Here is a 17330-nt window from a genome sequence, read left to right as displayed (position 1 = left end):
GTGCTTGACTGGATTTTCGACGCCATCGTCTGGAGCGTTCGCCTGTTACTCTATGGCCTGCTTTCGCCATGCGCACGGCGATGAGCGCATTGGGCGGGCCCTGCAATTTCGTGTCGCAAAAGGGCACCTACAGCTTTGCCGGACCGCGGCGCATTCTTGCTGCGACGATCAGTTTCGAAGGAAAAACCGCAGCCGTGCCATTCAGCGTATCGTCGTTCACGCCGCCGTTACGGGAGCAGGACTGGAGCGACGACAGCGTCATCGAACTGACATTCGAGAAAGATGAGACTGCGCGGTAGCTATTTGACGCGCTGCTTCTCCAGCTTGCGCGCCAGCGTGCGCCGGTGCATGCCCAGCCGTCGCGCCGTTTCCGAGATATTGAAATCCGTCTCGGCCAGCATTTCGTGGATGCGTTCCCATTCCAGGGTCTTGATGTTGGTGGCGCGGTTCGTCAGTTCGATGTCGGCGTTGCCGGCCACGTGGCCGAAGGCCGCTTCGATATCGTCCGTGTTCGACGGCTTCGCCAGGTACTGGCAAGCGCCCAGTTTGATCGCTTCGACAGCCGTGCCGATGCTGGCGTAGCCCGTCAGCACGACGATCAGCATGTCCGGATCGTGCTGGTGCAGCATCTGCACGCAAGCCAGGCCGGACGTATTGCCATTGAGTTTCAGATCGACGACGGCGTAATCTGGGCAGTGCTGCTCCAGCAAGGCGCTTGCCTCGTCGAAATTGGTGGCCAGGATGACCTGGTAGCCGCGCCGCTCGAACGAGCGGCCCAGGGTGCGGGCAAACGCGGCGTCGTCTTCCACGATCAGTAACAGACGGTCATCCTGCATGGTGGTCGCTTTCTCTTTCCAGTTTGATGGCTGCCAGCGGCAAGGCCAGGTGCACCACCGCCCCGCCCTGCACCCGGTTGCGCGCCGTCACCGTGCCGCCCAGGGTGCGCGCCACATTCACCACCAGGAACAGACCCAGACCGCCACCGGGTTTTCCCTTGCTGCTTTGATACGGTTTGCCCAGGTGCGTCAGCATCGACGGCTCGAAGCCGGGCCCGGCATCGGTAATTACCAGGTGCAAGGCGTCCGCCTCGCGCGTGGCTTCGAAGCGCAACCAGTCGGGCGACGCTTCCAGTGCATTGTCGAGCACGTTGCAGATGGTTTGTTTCAGAGTCGAATCGAAGACGACGGGCACGTCATGCTCGATGCGGTTATCGTACTCGAAACCCTGGATCGGCCTGCTGGTGCGCCACTCGTCGACGAGGTCGTTGAGGAAGGTATTGATCGTCGTTTTCACGGACGATTCGCCGCGCGCCTCGCCTGCCGACAGCAAAATGCCGCTGACGATGCTCTTGCAGCGCTGCAACTGCGCCTGCATTTCCGTGATTTCTTCCAGCAATTCGCTGTTCTTGCTCAGTTCCGGCATACGGCGCCAGTCGCCCAGGATGACGGAGAGGGTCGCCAGCGGCGTGCCCAGTTCGTGCGCCGCGCCCGAGGCTAGCAAGCCCATGCGGATGATGTGCTCTTCTTCCGCCGCGCGCTGGCGCAAGTCGGCCACCTTGGCGTCGCCGGCACGCTGGTTGCGGTTGATGCGCGTGATGAACACCACCAGCAAGGCGGCGTTCAGGATGAAACAGATCAGCAAGCCCTGCACGTACAGGCTGGAAAAGCCCCGCTCGGGGTCGATCGGCAAGATCAAGGGGCCGGGCAGCAAGGCCAGGCCGGCCAGGCACAGGCTGGTGATGGCCACCATGATCCAGGTCGACCACACTTCCAGCAGCACGGCGCTGAGGATGACTTGCAATAAATACAGGAAGGCAAACGGGTTGCTGATGCCACCGCTCAGGTAGAGCTGGGCCGTCAGCACGGTGACGTCGACCAGCAAGGCGAGGAACAGGGCCGTGTTGGAGACGGGCTGGCGTTCGTGCCAGCGCAAGAGGCTGGCCAGGTTGAAGGCGATGAGGCAGGACAGCACTTCGAGCATGTAGGGCACGGGCAAGGCGATGCCCATTCCCACGCCCACGCCGAAGATCGTGCTGATCTGCCCGATCACGGCCAGCCAGCGCAGCTGGATCAGCAGCTTCATGTTCTGGTGGCCGGCCGGATGTTCCATCTCGGCCGCTACGGCGCCGCGTTCCAGTACCTCGCGGTTGGGCAGGATTTCAATCCTGCCCGGCATGGTCGCTTTCTTGCGATTGATCAAGATTCTTTTGAGCTGCCTTGCACGCACGACGGCGCTTGTCTTCGCGCACGATCCACCACGTCATGCCGGCCACCATCAGGGCCAGCGCAAACCACGTCAAGGCGTACACGAGATGGTTGTTGTGGAAGGAAATCACGGTCAGGCCGCCGACGGGTGCGTCACTGGCCGTTTCCGATTTTTCCTTCGCATCGACAAAATATGGCGCCACCTTGGTCAGCATGTGCGAAGCGCCGATGGCGGCCACGTCGCGCGAATACCAGTGCTGCGTGGCGGGATTGTTTTCGCGCAGGAAACCGCCGCCCGTCTCGCTGATGCGCAGCAAGCCGTCCACGTGGACGATGCCGGCCGGCGTGCTGGCGGCGATGCTTGCGCGTTTCGGCACGAAGCCGCGGTTGACCAGCACGGTACTACCATCGGCCAGGCGCAGGGGCGTCATCAGCCAATAACCGCTGCCCAGTGCCGTCGTAGCTTGCACCAGGGTATTGAAAATGGGGAGATACGTACCGGAGAGTCGCACATGGCGGTATTCATCCGTTTGTGGCGTGACACTGGCCCAGGCTGCAGGTCCAGGTGCGTCCGTTGCGGGCGCATGTACGCGTTGTTCGACGCGCTCGATCAGGTCAAGCTTCCAGAACAGGCGCTTGACTTGCCAGGTGCCCAGGGCACAGAAACCGGCAAACAAGATCCCCGCCAGCAGGGCCAGTGCATATCGCACGACCATGCCGCGTGGGCCTGGCGCGGCATCTTGCGATGCGGCGCCAGGGGCGCGCCCGGTGTTGCTTGGGCGCGTATTACTCATCATGGAGCCGTTTTCGTATGCATGTACTCAGGCATCAGATCCGGCATCATGTTGTGGTTCATATGGTACATGACCCACAGGGAACCGGCCATGGCAATGCCCACGATCATGATCGTGAAGATCAGCGCCATCATGTTCCAGCCGCCTTCGGACTTGGTGTTCATGTGCAGGAAGTACACCATGTGTACCACCACTTGAACCGCCGCGAACGCCAGCAGGACCAGGCCCATGGTGCCCGAATTGGTGATGGCTTTCGTCATCACCAGCCAGAAAGGAATGGCCGTCAGGATCACCGACAGGATGAAGCCGATGGCATAGCTTTTCAGGCTGCCATGATCGTGATTGTCATGGTGGTGGCTATCGCCGTGTGTGTTGTGGTCGCTCATGGCAGCACTCCCATCAGGTAGACAAAGGTGAAGACGCCGATCCAGATGACGTCCAGGAAGTGCCAGAACAGCGACAAACACATCATGCGACGGCCGTTTTCCGGGGTCAGGCCATGCTTGTTCAGCTGGAACATCAAGGTCACGAGCCAGATCACGCCGAACGTCACGTGCAAGCCGTGGGTACCGACCAGGGCGAAGAACGAGGACAGGAACGCGCTGCGCTGCGGACCGGCACCTTCGTGGATCAGATGCATGAATTCATACATTTCCAGCGCCAGGAAGGCCAGGCCGAACAGGCCCGTGATGCCCAGCCAGACCAGGGTGCTGCGCAATTGCTTGCGCTGCATGGCCAGCATGGAGAAGCCGTAAGTGATCGACGACAGCAGCAGCATGGCCGTGTTGACGGCCACCAGCGGCAGGTCGAACAGCGCGGCGCCCGTCGGGCCGTCCGCATAACTGCGGCCGACCACGGCGTACGTGGCGAACAGACAGGCGAAGATCAGGCAATCGCTCATCAGGTAGAGCCAGAAACCCAGCAGGCTGCCGTTTTCCGGGTGGTGCTCGCGCACAAAGTAGCTGCGCGTGCTTGGTGCGGCGCCAGCGGCGCCGGTGTTATGGGCGATGGTATCAGACATGGCTGCTCAGCAATTTAGTATAAGCGTCTTCGGTACGGACCACTTCTTCCGCAGGAATGTAGTAATCGCGCTTGTAGTTAAAGGTATGCACGATGATGGCAATCATCATGATCACGAAGGCGATGCTGGCGACCAGCCACATTTGCCAGATCAGGCCAAAACCGACCAGTGCGGAGAGTGCGGCGATCACGAAACCAGCCCAGGTGTTCTTCGGCATGTGGATCTTCGTGAAACCGGACGTCGGACGCTGGTAAGCGTGTTTCTTCATGTCAGTCCATGCATCGAGTTCGTACACTTTCGGCGTGAAGGCGAAATTATAGTCTGGCGGAGGCGACGACGTCGACCATTCCAGCGTGCGGCCGCCCCATGGGTCACCGGTCACGTCGCGCAGGGCGTCGCGGTTGCGGTAACTGACATAGAACTGCACCAGCATGGAGCCGATGCCCAGCGCAATCGAAACAGCGCCAAACCAGGCGATGATGGTCCAGATTTGCAGCGATGGATCTTCAAAGTGGTTGATGCGGCGGGTCACGCCCATCAGGCCCAGCACGTACAGTGGCATGAAGGCCAGGTAGAAGCCGACGAACCAGAACCAGAACGAGCACTTGCCCCAGAACGCGTCGAGCTTGTAGCCGAAGGCTTTCGGGTACCAGTAGTTAATCGCAGCAAACACACCGAAGACCACGCCGCCGATAATCACGTTATGGAAGTGGGCAATCAGGAACAGGCTGTTGTGCAGCACGAAGTCAGCTGGTGGTACGGCCAGCAATACGCCGGTCATGCCGCCGATGGTGAAGGTGACCATGAAGCCGATCGTCCACAGCATAGGCAGTTCGAAGCGGATACGGCCGCGGTACATGGTAAACAGCCAGTTGAAGATCTTCGCGCCCGTCGGGATCGAGATGATCATCGTCGTGATACCGAAGAAGGAGTTGACGCTGGCGCCCGAACCCATGGTGAAGAAGTGATGCAGCCATACCAGGTAAGACAGGATCATGATGACGCAGGTGGCGTACACCATCGAGGCGTAACCAAACAAACGCTTGCTGCTGAAGGTCGCAACGACTTCCGAGAATACGCCGAACAGTGGCAGGATCAGGATGTAGACCTCTGGGTGACCCCAGATCCAGATCAGGTTGACGTACATCATGGCGTTGCCGCCCAGTTCCGTCGTGAAGAAGTTAAAGCCGGCAACGCGGTCCAGCGACAGCATGGCCAAGACAGCCGTCAGTACCGGGAAAGCGGCGACGATCAGGATGTTGGTGCACAGTGCGGTCCAGGTGAAGACGGGCATTTTCATCCAGGTCATGCCTGGCGCGCGCATCTTGACGATGGTGGCGATCAGGTTGACACCGGACAAGAGCGTCCCGACCCCGGCAATCTGCAAGGACCAGATGTAATAGTCTACCCCCACGTCCGGACTGCCGACGATGCCCGACAGCGGTGGGTACGCCAGCCAGCCCGTGCGGGCGAATTCGCCGACGAACAGCGAAACCATGACCAGGGCGGCACCCATGGTGGTCATCCAGAAGCTGAAGTTGTTGAGGAAAGGGAAAGCCACGTCGCGCGCGCCGATTTGCAGCGGCACCACGTAGTTCATCAGACCCGTCACGAAAGGCATCGCGACGAAGAAGATCATGATCACGCCGTGGGCGGTGAAAATCTGGTCGTAGTGATCGGGTGGCAGGAAACCGGCATTATCGCCAAAGGCGATCGCCTGCTGGGTACGCATCATGAGTGCATCGGCAAAGCCGCGCAGCAGCATGACCAGGCCCAGGATCATGTACATGATACCGATTTTTTTATGGTCGATACTGGTGATCCAGTCGCGCCACAGGGTACCCCAGACGCGGAAATACGTCAGTGCCGCAACAAGTGCGATACCGCCCAGGCCAACCATTGCAAAGGTCGCCAGCAGGATAGGTTCGTGAAATGGAATTGCATCCCAAGTCAGACGGCCGAAGATGAGCTTCGTCAGATCAATATGGTCTAGCATTGTTACTCTCAGAGAAAAAAGGGAGGCGCCAGGCAAGCGGCGCCAGTATCTGCAGCGCAATGCGCTGCGGGATTCATGCAGTCTTTACTTGGCTTGAACGCCCTTTTCAACTATTGCATCGCCAGCGACTACTGGCGTGACAAACGCTACCGGGCTATTTGCCATCGTCAATTTGTATGGCTGGACCGGCGTCACGCACAGGGCGTCGGAAACGATGGTGCGGTTCAGAATCGCCTTGTACAGATCGGTCGGCACATTGCTGTAGCGGCGCACCGGATCGCGCTCGCTAGGCTGGGCCAGCGACAGGTAGTCGTCGCGGTTCAGCGCGCCGCCACCGGCACGTGCCGATGCCACCCACTTGTCGAAGTCCGCATCATTGACACCGTGGAACTTGAAGCGCATGCCCGAGAAGCCGGCACCGCTGTAGTTCGCGGAGAAGCCCTTGTAGACACCAGGCTTGTTGATGACGGCATTCAACTGCGTTTCCATGCCCGGCATGGCGTAGATCTGACCTGCCAGTGCGGGGATGAAGAACGAGTTCATGACGGACGACGCGGTGATCTTGAAGCGGATCGGACGGTCGACTGGCGCGTACAGTTCATTCACGGAAGCGATGCCTTGCTCCGGGTAGATGAACAGCCATTTCCAGTCCAGCGCCACGACTTCGACGATCATCGGCTTGTGGCTGGCAGGAATCGGACGGTTGGCGTCGATACGGCTCAGCGGACGATACGGATCGAGGGTGTGGGTGCTGATCCAGGTCAGCAGGCCCAGCACGATAATGATCAGCAGGGGCGCGCCCCAGATGATCAGCTCGAGGCGAGTCGAGTGGTCCCAGTCCGGCTCGTATTTGGCCGCGGTATTGTTTTTTCTATAGCGCCATGCGAAAAGCAGGGTCAGGGCGATTACCGGAACGATAATCAACAGCATCAGCAATGTCGAGATGACAATCAGATTGCCTTGCTGAACTGCAATGTCACCGGACGCATTCAGTACCACCGTATTGCAACCAGCCAACAATGCGAGAGGTAAAAGAAGCAGTCCGCGACGAACTTTTAATGAAAACATACAGGAAAGTCCAGTACAGGGGATGAAGATATGGTACTGTATTCTCACTGGAGCGCGTTGGCAATTGGACGTTTTGTCCTACCCCTTTGCTCGGACTTTCACTGCGTAGGCGCGGAGTTTTCCTACGACTACCTGATGAATAGTCCTACTCCGGGCGTGAGACACCCGGAGTAAGTTACGCGTTGGCCGAACTCGAAACTATATTGGAGACGATCATCATGTCCAGCACGCGCATACCCAGCGGGGATGTACCCGCCGACTTTTCCCCCCACTCCCTGCGCGACGCACGCGGGGCCGGCACGGTCGAATCGCATATCGACCCAGGTGAGATCGCCGTCGGCGTGATCATCGGCCGCGCTTCCGAATACTTTGACTTCTTTGTCTACGCCATCGCCTCGGTGCTGGTGTTTCCGCGCGTCTTCTTTCCGTTTGAAGAACGCCTGGAGGGCACATTATATGCCTTCCTGATCTTCTCGTTTGCCTTCATCGCCCGTCCATTCGGCACCGTGATCTTCATGGAGATCCAGCGCCGCATGGGGCGCAGCGCCAAGCTGACGATCGCCCTCTTCCTGCTGGGCGTGTCGACGGCCGGCATTGCCTTCCTGCCCACCTACTCGCACCTTGGCTTTGCCGCCATCGTCTGGCTGTCCGTGCTGCGCATCGGCCAGGGCGTGGCCCTGGGCGGTTCGTGGGATGGCTTGCCCTCGCTGCTGGCACTGAACGCGCCGGAAAACAAGCGCGGCTGGTACGCCATGCTGGGGCAGCTGGGTGCGCCGTTCGGCTTCCTGATCGCCGCCGGCCTGTTCTGGTTCATGCTGACCAGCCTGACGGATGAAGACTTCCTCGACTGGGGCTGGCGCTATCCTTTCTATGTGGCCTTCGCCATCAACGTGGTGGCCCTGTTTGCCCGTTTGCGCCTGGTGTCGACGAATGAATATGCGCGCCTGCTGGACGAACGCGAACTACAGCCCGTGAGCGTATTTGAAATGAGCCGCGGCCAGGGCCGCAACGTGCTGATCGGTGCCCTCGCCGCGCTGGCCAGCTACGCCCTGTTCCACCTGGTCACCGTGTTCCCCCTGTCATGGATTTCCGTCTACCAGACGCGTTCCGCTTCGGACTTCCTGCAAGTGCAGATGCTGGGCGCCGTGCTGGCCGCCATCGGCGTGGTGATTTCCGGCTTGCTGGCCGATAAGGTGGGCCGCCGCACCACCCTGGGCGTGCTGGCCGTGCTGATCGCCATCTTCAGCGCCTTCGTGCCAACCCTGATGGGTGGCGGCAATATGGGCCAGGACGTCTTCATTCTCGTCGGCTTCAGCCTGCTGGGCCTGTCCTACGGCCAGGCAGCCGGCGCCGTGACGGCCAACTTCCCTGCCCGCTTCCGCTACACGGGCGCGGCCCTGACGTCCGACCTGGCCTGGCTGGTGGGTGCCGGTTTCGCCCCGCTGGTGGCGCTGGGCCTGTCGGCCAACTTCGGCCTCGCCTATGTCAGCTTCTACCTGCTGTCGGGCGCTGTCGCCTCGCTGGCCGCCCTGAGCCTGAACCGGGCGCTGGAAATCCGCGACTGATATATATACAGCGATATATACAGCGCAGAGCGCAACGCAGTGAAAAACGCCGGCACCGTCCGGCGTTTTTTTATGCCTCGCAAGCATGTCACACCACCTCATCTGTGTGATGACGCGCATTGTATGACCTTGCGCGTGGGTAATTGTTCGCAAGGCTGCTATGCTAGCGCACGCTATACATACAGACCAGAAGAATTGTATTTCAATTAAAATTGCTTTTTCGCGCCAGCCTGCCACGTACATGATGAATGCCAAGACCCCGATCGATTCCTTCAGCTTTCGCCGCATCCTCGCCCGTAACGTCACCTTGCCGCTGGTCATCGGGGTCGTCACGGCCCTCGTGTTTGTCGGCCTGATCGCCTACCTGCTCTCGGCCCTGCGTTCGGTTGAGCATTCGGAACGGGTGATCGGCAATGCGAACGAAGTCATGAAGTTGTCGGTCGACCTGGAAACGGGCATGCGCGGCTACCTGCTGACAGGCGACGAAACGTTTTTGGCGCCGTATAAATCGGGCAAGGCCAAGATCGCCGTCGAAATGAGCACCCTGCTGGAACTGATCGCCGACAGCCCCATCCAGGTGGACCGTTTGCGCCGCATCCGCGCGCTGCAAAACCAGTGGATGGCCTATGCGGAAAGCGTAATCGCCCAGCGCCGCAACAACCAGGAATTCCTCGCGCGCGTGCGCCAGGGCGAAGGCAAGCTGGAATTTGACGAAATCCGCCGCGAATTCCTCACTTTCCTGTCCATGGAGCAGCGCTTGCGCCAGGAACGGGCCGACACGGCCGAGAGCCGCACCATAGTCGCCGTGGTGGTGTTCCTGATCCTCAGCCTGGGCATGTCCGGCTTGCTGGCCTACCTGGGCCGGCGCGAACTGCTGCGCCTGTCCGACATCTACAACGATGCGCTCGAACAGCGCGGCAAGGATAACGACGTGCTGCAAGAGCAAGCCTGGCTGCGCACGGGGCAGACGGAACTGGCGGCGCATACGAGCGGACAGCTGGGCTTGCCGCAACTGGGACGTCACGTGCTGGACTTCCTGGCCCACCGCCTCGACGTAGCCGTGGCCACCCTGTACATCGTCGACGAGGATGGCAGCCTGCGCCGCACGGCCGTGTACGGTTTCAACGAACAAGGCGTAAAGGAAAAGCAAGTCTTCAAGCTGGGCGAAGGCCTGGTGGGCGAGACGGCGCGCGAAAAACGCCTCAAGCATGTGCAGCAAGTGCCCGAGAATTACCTGACCGTGACGTCGAGCCTGGGCCGCGGCGCGCCGCTGGAGCTGGTATTGACGCCCGTCAACAATGAAGGCGTCGTCAACGGCGTCATCGAACTGGGCTTTACGCATCCCGTCAGCGCCCGCGCCAAGGAATGGCTGAACCTGATCGCCGCCAATATTGGCACTTCGCTGGAAGCGGCACTGTACCGCCAGCGCCTGCAAAATGTGCTGGAAGAAACCCAGCAATTGAATGAAGAACTGGAAGTGCAGCAGGAAGAACTGCGCACGGCCAATGAAGAGCTGGGCGAGCAGTCGCGCGTGCTGGAACAGTCGCAAGCTCACCTGGAAGAGCAAAAGGCGGCGCTGGAACAGTCGAACGAGCAACTGGCCGTGCAAGCGTTGTCGCTGGACCAGAAAAACATGGCCATCGTCCAGGCGCACGCCCAGCTGGAAGCGCGCGCCGAAGAGCTGCAGCGGGCCAGCCGTTATAAATCCGAATTCCTGGCGAACATGTCGCATGAGCTGCGCACGCCGCTGAACAGCTCGCTCATCCTGTCCAAGCTGCTATCGGACAACAGCGGCGGCAACCTGACGCCGGAACAAGTAACGTTTGCGCAAACCATTTATTCGGCCGGCAACGATTTATTGACCCTCATCAACGACATCCTCGACATTTCCAAGGTCGAGGCGGGCAAGCTGGAATTGACGCCGGACGCCGTGCCATTCGACGAACTGCTCAGCAGCATGCGGATGCTGTTCGGCGCCCAGGCGCAGCAAAAGAAACTCATTTTAGACGTCAAGGTGGCGCCGGACGCCCCGCCGTCCTTCGTCAGCGACCGCCAGCGCCTGGAGCAAATCCTGAAAAACCTGCTGTCGAACGCCATCAAGTTTACCGATGCAGGCGCGGTGTCCCTGCACGTGAGCAACGGCGAGGCCGGCCAAGTGCGCTTCCAGGTGCAGGATACCGGCATCGGCATCGCCGACGACCAGCAGCACAAGATTTTCGACGCCTTCCACCAGGCCGATGGCACCACCAGCCGCCGCTATGGCGGCACGGGCCTGGGCCTGTCGATTTCGCGCGACCTGGCAGCCTTGCTGGGCGGCAGCATCGAGCTGGCCAGCACGCCAGGCCAGGGCAGCACGTTTACCCTGGTGCTGCCGGCTGTCATGCCAGAACGCGTGGTGGAAGTCACCACGGCGCCGTCCGCACCGGCTGCAGCGCCACGACCACCCGCTGCCAGCGCGCCCAAGGCGGCGCCCGCCGCCAAGCCCGTGCCATTGCCCACCTTCCAGGATGACAGGAATAGCGCGCCAGCTGGCAAGACCGGCCAGCGCTCCGTACTGGTGATCGAAGACGAGCCCTCGTTTGCCGGCATCCTGTTCGACCTCGCGCATGAAATGCAGTACCGCTGCCTGGTGGCGCACGGCGCCGACGAAGGCTTGCGCCTGGCGGAAGAGTTCCTGCCCGACGCCATCCTGCTCGACATGGGCTTGCCGGACCGTCCGGGCTTGCTGGTCTTGCAGCAGCTCAAGGAAAACCCGCTGACGCGCCATATTCCCGTGCACATCGTGTCCGGTAATGACCAGATCCAGGAAGCCATGCAACTGGGCGCCATCGGCTACGCCACCAAGCCGCGCTCGCGCGAACAATTGAAGGAAGTGTTCCGCAAGCTCGAATCGAAATTCACGCAAAAGATGAAGCGCATCCTGCTGGTCGAGGATGACGAACGCCAGCGCGAAAGCGTGGTACACCTGATCAGCGACGACGACGTGGAAATCACGGCCGTGGCACTGGGCGAACAGGCGCTGGAGTTGCTGAAAACGCAGATTTTCGATTGCATGATCATCGACTTGAAGCTGCCCGATATCCAGGGCAACGAATTGCTCGAACGCATGGAGCATGAAGAGCTGTGCTCGTTCCCGCCCGTCATCGTCTACACGGGCCGCAACCTGAGCCGCGAGGAAGAAGCGAACCTGATGAAGTATTCGCGCTCCATCATCATCAAGGGCGCCCGTTCACCCGAGCGCTTGCTCGACGAAGTGACCTTGTTCCTGCACAAGGTGGAGTCGGAACTGTCGAGCGAGCGCCAGGGCATGTTGCAGCAGGTGCGCAGCCGCGAGCGCGTCTTTGAAGGGCGCAGGATTTTGCTGGTGGACGACGACGTGCGCAATATCTTTGCCCTGACGAATGCGCTGGAACAGAAAGGTGTGGTGGTGGAAATCGGCCGTAACGGCTTCGAAGCCATCAGCAAGCTCAACAGCGTGGACGATATCGACCTGGTGTTGATGGATGTCATGATGCCGGGCATGGATGGCCTGGAAGCGACGCGCTTGATCCGCGCCGATGGCCGCTACAACAAGCTGCCCATCATCGCCATTACCGCCAAGGCCATGAAGAATGACCAGGAAGAATGCCTGCAGGCGGGCGCGTCCGATTACCTGGCCAAACCGATCGACCTCGACCGTTTGTATTCACTGCTGCGCGTGTGGATGCCGAAGATGGAACGCATGTGATGTCCCTGCGCACCACCGACGCGCAACTGCATGCGCTGATGGATGCGATCTGTCAGCGCTACAGCTATGATTTTCGCGACTATTCCCTGCCCTCGCAGCGGCGCCGCCTGAACCAGGCGCTCGAACGCTTCCATTGCGCCGACTTGTCCGCCTTGCAGCAACTGGTGCTGGACGACGCGGCCGCCTTTGGCACGCTGCTACAGATTTTGACTGTACCGGTCACGCAAATGTTCCGCGACCCGGCGTTTTTTCTCGCCTTGCGCGAACAGGTGGTGCCCGTGCTGAAAACCTATCCGTCGCCGACGATCTGGGTGGCCGGCTGCTGCACGGGTGAAGAAGCGCTGTCGCTGGCCATCGTGCTGCACGAGGAAGGCTTGCTCGAGCGCAGCACGATTTACGCCACCGACATCAATCCGCAAGCGCTGGCCACGGCCGCGCGCGGCGTATATCCGCTGCACCGCATGGCCGACTACAGCGACAACTACCTGGCTGCGGGCGGCCTGGGCCAGCTGGCCGAGTACTACACGGTCGAGCATGCCACGGCACATTTCCAGCAGCGCCTGCTCGACAGTATCAACTTTGCCGACCACAGCCTGTCGACGGACAGCGTCTTTATTGAAACGCAATTGATTTTGTGCCGTAACGTGCTGATTTACTTCAATAAAACCTTGCAGGAACGGGCCCTGGGCCTGTTCCACGACTCGCTGTGCCACCGGGGTTTCCTGGGCCTGGGCAGCAAGGAAAGCACGCATTTCACCCGCTTTGCCGCCGACTTCGAGCCATTGCCGGGTCCCGAAAAGCTCTACCGCAAGCGTGCGCTTTCGCACGCTGCTTCCCACTACGCTGGACGGCAAAGCCATGCCAGGAATGAAACATAATGAATGAAACAAGCACCAAACTGCTGATCGTCGACGACTTGCCGGAAAACTTGCGCGCGCTCAATGCGCTGATCCGCGAGAGCGACCGCAGCGTGTACCAGGCATCCTCGGGCGAAGAAGCGCTGGCCCTGCTGCTGGAACACGATTTCGCGTTGGCCATCCTCGACGTGCAAATGCCGGAAATGGATGGTTTTGAACTGGCGCAATTGATGCGCGGCACGGAAAAGACGCGCCACATCCCCATCGTCTTCGTCACGGCGGCGGGCAAGGAAATGAATTTTTCCTTCCAGGGCTATGAAAGCGGCGCCGTCGACTTCCTGCACAAGCCGCTCGACATCAATGCCGTGCAAAGCAAGGTCAACGTCTTTGTCGCCCTGCACCAGCAGCGCAGCGAAACGCGGCGCCAGGTGCAGGCGCTGGAGCACAGCCGCCAGCAGCAGGAAGCGCTGCTGAAGGAATTGCGCGCCACCCAGGCCGAACTGCAGCGCTCGCTGCGCCTGCGCGACGAATTCATGTCCATGGTGGCGCATGAATTGCGCACGCCTTTAAACACGCTGTTCCTGGAAACGCAGATGCGTACCGTCAACCTGGAACGGGGCAACCTGACCGCCTTCGAGCCGGAAAAGCTGGGCAAGATGGTGGCGCGCGACGGACGCCAGATTTGCAGCATGGTGCGCCTGATCGACGACATGCTCGACGTCTCGCGCATCACCAGCGGCAAGTTGTCGATCCGCCGTGTCGCCGTCGACCTGACCAGCCTGGTGCACCGGGTGGCCGACGACCTGGCGCCGTATGCGGCCACCACGGGCAGCGTGCTGCAAGTGCAGGCCGTTGAATCCATCGAGGGTTTCTGGGATGCCTTCCGTGTCGAACAGATCGTTGTCAACCTGATCAGCAATGCCGTGCGCTACGGCCAGGGGCAGCCCGTGGAAATCAGCCTGGCGCGCACGCAGAACAGCGCCGTCATCGAAGTGCGCGACCATGGCATCGGCATCAATGCGCGCGACCAGGAACGCATCTTCGACGCCTTCGAGCGCGTCATCCACCAGGACCGCACGGGCGGACTCGGTCTGGGCCTGTTCATCACCAAGCAACTGGTCGATGCGCATGGCGGCGCCATCACCCTGCAAAGCCAGCCCGGCAATGGCGCCCTGTTCAGCGTCACCCTGCCGCTGGCCGGCAGCTGAGGCCCGCGTGAACAGGTCCCCTGCCACCAGCAGCCAGGCCGGCGCCAGCGGCGTGGCGTTCCTGCTGCAACTGGAACGCCGGCTGCGGCTGCTGCAAGACACGGGCGATATTCTCGCCCTGTCGGCGCAACTGCTGGGACAGCGCCTGGGCGCCCAGCAAGTGGCCTGTTTCGATATCGACCAGACCCTGCAGTGCCCCACCCTGCAGCATGCGTGGAGCGACGGCATGCCGCCGGGCGCCGCCGGCGAGTATTTCCTCGGCGATTACGCGGCAAGCCTGGCCGAGGCGCTCGGCGCCGGCCAGGCGCTGGCCGTCAGCGATGTGGCAAGCGACCCGCGCACGGCCCTGCCGGCCGCGCTGGCCACGTTCGAGCGCCTGGGCATCCGTGCCTTCCTGAATATCCCCATTGCCAAGGATGGCCAGCTGGCGGCCCTGTTCGTCGTGCACAGCCGCGCGGCGCGCCTGTGGCATGCGGACGACATCGAACTGGCCGTGCAAGTGTCGGAACGGGTCTGGTCGAGCATTTTGCGGGCCCAGGCGGAATCGCGCCTGCGCGCCCTCAGTGCCAGCATGGAAACGCAAGTGGCCGAGCGCACGCGCGAGTGCGGCCGCACCTGGAATGTCAGCCCCGATTTGCTGGGCGTGCTCAACCTCGACGGCTATTTCGAGCACGCGAACCCCGCCTGGCAAGCCACGCTGGGCTGGTCGGCAGAGGAAATCCGCACGACGCGCTTCCTGGCACTGGTCCATCCCGACGACTTGCCGCGCACCCATGCGGCCTGGGAGGCGGCCAAGCAGGGCCAGCCGGCGCTGCGCTTTGAAAACCGCTACCGCCACAAGCTGGGCGGCTGGCACTGGCTGTCGTGGGTGGCCGTGCCCGAGGGCGAGAAGGTATATTGCAGCGCGCGCGACATCACGCTGGAAAAGAAACTGGAAGCGGACCTGGCCGCGCGCAACAGCGAGCGCGAACGGCTGTGGCGCAGCGCGCAAGACCTGATGCTGGCCATCGATGCCGAAGGCTGCTTCGCCGCCGTCAACCCGGCCTCGGCAGCCATCCTGGGCTGGCTGCCCGAGGAAATGCTGGGCCGCAGCATCTTCGATTTCGTACTGCCAGAGGATGCCGCCGCCACGCGCCAGGCCTTGCTGCATGCCGGCAAGGAATCCATGCCCAGCTTTGAAAACCGCTACCGGCACCGCGATGGCGGCCACCGCTGGCTGTCCTGGGTGACAGCAATCGAAGGTGACCTGGTGTTTGCCACCGGACGCCACATCACCCAGGAAAAAGAGGCGCAAGCCACCTTGCGCAGCATGCAGGAATCGCTGCGCCACAGCGAAATGGCCATGCTGCAATCGCAAAAGCTCGAAGCGCTGGGCAAGCTGACGGGCGGCGTGGCCCATGATTTCAATAACGTTCTGCAAATTATTTCCGGCAATCTGCAGTTGCTGCAGATGAGCCTGGACGACGATCCCCTGGCCGCCAGGCGCATCGCCAACGCCTCGTCCGCCGTAGAGCGGGGCGCCAAGCTGTCGGCCCAGCTGCTGGCCTTTGCGCGGCGTCAACCCTTGAAACCGCTGGTGACGGACCTGGCGCAACTGCTGCGTTCGACGGAAGAGCTGCTGCGGCGCGCCACGGGCGAAAGTATCGACACCCGCTTGCTGCTGGCCGACGACTGCTGGCGCGCCCTGGTCGACCCGCACCAGCTGGAAAACGTCATCCTCAACCTGGCCATCAACGCGCGCGACGCCATGGATGGCCATGGCCGGCTGACCATCGAACTGAGCAACTGCGTGCTGGGTAGCGACTACGCGGCGCGCCATGCGGACATGGCGCCCGGCGACTACGTGCAGCTGGCCGTCTCGGACACGGGCACCGGCATTGCTGCGGAACTGCTGGACAAGATTTTCGAACCGTTCTTCACGACGAAAGGCGAAGGCACGGGCCTGGGCCTGTCCATGGCGTACGGTTTCCTGCGCCAGAGCGGCGGCCACCTGACGGTGGACAGCCTGCCCGGCCATGGCAGCACCTTCCGCATCTATCTGCCGCGTTCGCTTGAAGCGGAAACGGAACTGCCGCTGCAACTGAGCGGCCCCGTGCTGGGCGGCAAGGAAACCATCCTCGTCGTGGAGGACGACGTGCAGGTGCAGACGACGGTGGTGGACATGCTGCGCGGCCTCGGCTATGCCGTGCAGCGCGCCAGCGATGGCGAAAGCGCGCTGGCCATCATCGGCAGCGGCGTCCCCATCGACCTGCTGTTTACGGACGTGGTGATGCCGGGCAAGGTGGCCAGCACGGAACTGGCGCGCCAGGCCAAATTGCTGCTGCCGCAGCTGGCCGTGTTGTTTACCTCCGGCTACACGCAGGACGCCATGATGCAGGGCGGGCGACTGGAACCGGGCGTGGAGCTGTTGAGCAAGCCGTACCGGCGCGAAGACCTGGCGCGGCGCATCCGCCACTTGCTGGCCAACGGCCGCCACGTGACGGCCCTGCATCAGTACCGCGCGCAGCTGGCGCCGCAACCTCCCACACCCGCGCAGCCAGCGGGACGACATATTCTGTTGGTGGAAGACAATGCGGACGCGCGCGCCATGACGGGCGAACTGCTGGCCATGCTGGGTCACACGGTGCTGGCCGTGGGCACGGCCGAGGAAGCCTTGCCCCTGCTGGGCACGCCGGGACTGGAACTGTTGCTGACCGATATCAGCCTGCCGCAGATGTCAGGCGTCGAACTGGCCGAGGTCGCGGCGCGTGGCTATCCCCAGCTGGACGTAGTGTTTTCCACCGGCCATGCGCCGGCCAATTCCGGCGTGCTGGACCCTGCCGCGCGCTTCCTCGTGAAACCATTTACGGTCGAGCAACTGCAGCAAGCCTTGCTGGCGCCGGCTTAACCG

13 protein-coding genes are annotated in these 17330 nt (G+C 61.7%); 6 read left to right on the top strand and 7 right to left on the bottom strand.

The genetic code is table 11. The features are described from left to right. Positions 1-68: 68 nt before the first annotated feature. Entirely contained in the window at positions 69-299 is a 231-nt protein-coding gene (locus ACQ4WS_RS05860) for a hypothetical protein (RefSeq protein WP_436474511.1), read from the top strand. Here the strand turns inward: ACQ4WS_RS05860 and ACQ4WS_RS05855 are convergent, their stop codons facing one another. The 7 genes from ACQ4WS_RS05855 to cyoA form a co-directional block, all read right to left on the bottom strand. Then, positions 300-836: a response regulator transcription factor gene (locus tag ACQ4WS_RS05855; protein WP_034748067.1), complete on the bottom strand. Its 537-nt coding sequence runs from the start codon at positions 834-836 to the stop codon at positions 300-302. Next, positions 826-2175 (bottom strand): ATP-binding protein, encoded by a 1350-nt coding sequence (locus ACQ4WS_RS05850; protein ID WP_436474509.1) that lies wholly within the window; start codon positions 2173-2175, stop codon positions 826-828. The genes ACQ4WS_RS05855 and ACQ4WS_RS05850 overlap by 11 nt, the downstream gene beginning before the upstream one ends. Then, complete coding sequence (locus ACQ4WS_RS05845) at positions 2159-3001, bottom strand: SURF1 family protein (protein WP_436474507.1); 843 nt, start codon at positions 2999-3001, stop codon at positions 2159-2161. The genes ACQ4WS_RS05850 and ACQ4WS_RS05845 overlap by 17 nt, the downstream gene beginning before the upstream one ends. Further along, positions 2998-3384, bottom strand: a complete 387-nt coding sequence (cyoD, locus tag ACQ4WS_RS05840) for a cytochrome o ubiquinol oxidase subunit IV (protein ID WP_436474505.1) — start codon at positions 3382-3384, stop codon at positions 2998-3000. The genes ACQ4WS_RS05845 and cyoD overlap by 4 nt, the downstream gene beginning before the upstream one ends. Continuing rightward, positions 3381-4019, bottom strand: coding sequence for a cytochrome o ubiquinol oxidase subunit III (gene cyoC / locus ACQ4WS_RS05835; protein WP_436474503.1), 639 nt, complete (start codon positions 4017-4019; stop codon positions 3381-3383). Before cyoC ends, cyoD begins: the two co-directional genes overlap by 4 nt. Beyond that, positions 4012-6015, bottom strand: coding sequence for a cytochrome o ubiquinol oxidase subunit I (gene cyoB, locus ACQ4WS_RS05830; RefSeq protein WP_436474501.1), 2004 nt, complete (start codon positions 6013-6015; stop codon positions 4012-4014). Before cyoB ends, cyoC begins: the two co-directional genes overlap by 8 nt. A gap of 84 nt (positions 6016-6099) precedes the next feature. Further along, positions 6100-7083 carry a ubiquinol oxidase subunit II gene (gene cyoA, locus ACQ4WS_RS05825; protein ID WP_436474499.1) on the bottom strand — a complete coding sequence of 328 codons (984 nt, stop codon included), beginning with the start codon at positions 7081-7083 and terminating at the stop codon, positions 6100-6102. A 218-nt stretch (positions 7084-7301) separates the two neighbouring features. Between cyoA and ACQ4WS_RS05820 the strand changes: the two genes are divergently transcribed. The 5 genes from ACQ4WS_RS05820 (at position 7302) to ACQ4WS_RS05800 (ending at position 17327) form a co-directional block, all read left to right on the top strand. Then, positions 7302-8648, top strand: coding sequence for an MFS transporter (locus ACQ4WS_RS05820; RefSeq protein WP_436474497.1), 1347 nt, complete (start codon positions 7302-7304; stop codon positions 8646-8648). Between the two features lie 244 nt (positions 8649-8892). After that, positions 8893-12375 (top strand): response regulator, encoded by a 3483-nt coding sequence (locus ACQ4WS_RS05815; protein WP_436474578.1) that lies wholly within the window; start codon positions 8893-8895, stop codon positions 12373-12375. Further along, on the top strand, positions 12375-13253 hold the full coding sequence (locus tag ACQ4WS_RS05810) for a CheR family methyltransferase (RefSeq protein ID WP_436474495.1): 879 nt from the start codon (positions 12375-12377) through the stop codon (positions 13251-13253). Before ACQ4WS_RS05815 ends, ACQ4WS_RS05810 begins: the two co-directional genes overlap by 1 nt. Next, the gene (locus ACQ4WS_RS05805) at positions 13253-14440 is read left to right on the top strand and encodes a hybrid sensor histidine kinase/response regulator (RefSeq protein WP_436474493.1); all 1188 of its coding nucleotides are present in this window, start codon (positions 13253-13255) and stop codon (positions 14438-14440) included. The genes ACQ4WS_RS05810 and ACQ4WS_RS05805 overlap by 1 nt, the downstream gene beginning before the upstream one ends. A 7-nt stretch (positions 14441-14447) precedes the next feature. Further along, the gene (locus tag ACQ4WS_RS05800) at positions 14448-17327 is read left to right on the top strand and encodes a hybrid sensor histidine kinase/response regulator (protein WP_436474491.1); all 2880 of its coding nucleotides are present in this window, start codon (positions 14448-14450) and stop codon (positions 17325-17327) included. Positions 17328-17330 lie beyond the last annotated feature (3 nt).

It is taken from the genome of Janthinobacterium leeuwenhoeki (assembly GCF_051380795.1).
Classification (GTDB): Bacteria; Pseudomonadota; Gammaproteobacteria; order Burkholderiales; family Burkholderiaceae_D; genus Janthinobacterium.
Note: the sequence above shows the minus strand (reverse complement) of the source record. Positions and strands in the feature narration are given on the sequence as shown.